Here is a 1774-nt window from a genome sequence, read left to right as displayed (position 1 = left end):
GCAGACGCCGCCGGCCATGTCCGGCCCCCGCTACAACGAGTTCATCACCGCTCCCAAAGTGCGGGTGATCGACGAAAACGGCGAAAACCTCGGCGTGATGTACACGCGCGAAGCCGCCGAGCAGGCCGCCGACGTCGGCCTCGACCTGGTCGAAATCTCTCCCAACGCCGACCCGCCGGTCGCCAAGTTCCTCGATATCGGCCGCTTCAAATATGAAGCGCAGAAAAAGGCCAACGAGCAGCGCAAAAAGCAGAAGACGCAGGAGATCAAGGAGATCAAGATGCGTCCCAACATCGACGACCACGACTATGACACCAAGATGAAGAAGGTGGTCGAGTTCCTCGAGGACGGCGACAAGGTCAAGGTAACGATGCGCTTCCGCGGCCGCGAGATGGCGCACAACGAATTGGGCATGGCCGTGCTGCGCCGGGTCCAGGACCAGACCGCCGAACTGGCCAAGGTCGAAGCGCACCCGCGCATGGAAGGCCGCCAGATGCTGATGGTGCTGTCGCCCAAGTGAGCGAACCCACAAGGTCGTTAAATTGCCCGCGCTGCTCATCGGCCATGGAGCCGGGTTATATAATCGACGTCGCTTATGGCACTAGGGCGGTTCCCAAGTGGGTCGCCGGACTGCCGCAAAAAAGCATTTGGACCGGCCTTAAGGTGCGCGGTCTCGACCAGATCGACGTCGCAACTTACCGCTGCCGGCGCTGCGGATATCTCGAAAGTTACGCATCGGGTTGATGCCGCCGCCGCCACGGGTCATTGCGCTTGCCGCCTTTACCTTACGGAATGCGGGAGAGTCCTACCGGCTGTTGCATTTGTGCTGCAATCCCTTGGCATAATTGTTGCAGAATGTGGCGGTCCACTTTCCTTAGTCGCATCGCTGGATTAGCCTTCCCTCCTGCATCACTCTGGCAGGGGGAGTCGAAGATGGCGCGCAAATCCGTATGGCTGCTTTCAGCAGGTCTGTTCGCACTGGCCGTTCCGGCGCAGGCGCAAGTCACCGACACCGACCAGGGAGCCGCGAAACCGACCGACGGTGCAACCGCCGAAGCGGCGGCCGTGGACAATAAGGCGGTCGACAGCCGGCCGGTCGACACCGGCGACATCATCGTTACCGCAACCCGGCGCAATGAAGCGCTGTCGGACGTTCCGCTGGCGGTCAGCGCAATCACAGCCGAGACTCTGGAGAATTCGGGCGCGAGCGACATTCGCCAAATCATGCAGGTGTCGCCATCCTTGCTCGTCTCCTCGACCTCGTCCGAAGCCGGCGCGGGCGTCGCCCGGATTCGCGGCGTCGGCACGGTCGGCGACAATCCAGGGCTCGAAAGTTCGGTCGCCGTGTTCATCGACGGTGTATACCGGTCGCGCACCGGTGTGGGACTGACCGAGCTTGGCCAGATCGACCGCGTCGAAGTTCTGCGCGGTCCGCAGGGCACATTGTTCGGCCGCAACGCGTCGGCTGGCATCATCTCGATCATCACCGCCAAGCCGCGTTTTCAGCCGTCGGTCTACGGCCAGCTGGACTTTGGAAATTACAATTCGAGGCGCGTTGAGCTTGGGGTCACCGGCCCGCTGACCCAAACCATCGCCGCGCGCATCGACGGCGTTTATATGAAACGCGATGGATTCATCAAAAACTCGATCACCGACGAGCGCGTCAATAATCGCGACCGCTGGATGGTGCGTGCCCAGTTACTCTACCAGCCCAACGATGATGTTTCGTTCCGGCTGATCGGCGATTATGCGAAGCGCGACGAGGAATGCTGCG

General features: G+C 61.4%; 3 protein-coding genes. All 3 read left to right on the top strand.

The genetic code is table 11. The features are described 5' to 3' along the window. On the top strand, positions 1-520 hold a 520-nt coding region (gene infC / locus RMO25_RS05840; RefSeq protein WP_405051848.1), incomplete at its 5' end, for a translation initiation factor IF-3. After that, positions 517-744 carry a PF20097 family protein gene (locus tag RMO25_RS05835; RefSeq protein ID WP_309661664.1) on the top strand — a complete coding sequence of 76 codons (228 nt, stop codon included), beginning with the start codon at positions 517-519 and terminating at the stop codon, positions 742-744. The genes infC and RMO25_RS05835, both read left to right, overlap by 4 nt. Before the next feature lie 189 nt (positions 745-933). Next, the coding region (locus RMO25_RS05830; RefSeq protein WP_309661663.1) for a TonB-dependent receptor plug domain-containing protein at positions 934-1774 on the top strand (841 nt) is incomplete at its 3' end.

This window comes from Sphingomonas sp. (assembly GCF_031361285.1).
Lineage (GTDB): Bacteria > Pseudomonadota > Alphaproteobacteria > Sphingomonadales > Sphingomonadaceae > Sphingomicrobium.
The sequence above is the reverse complement of the archived record's forward strand: the minus strand, read 5'-3'. Positions and strand labels throughout refer to the sequence as shown.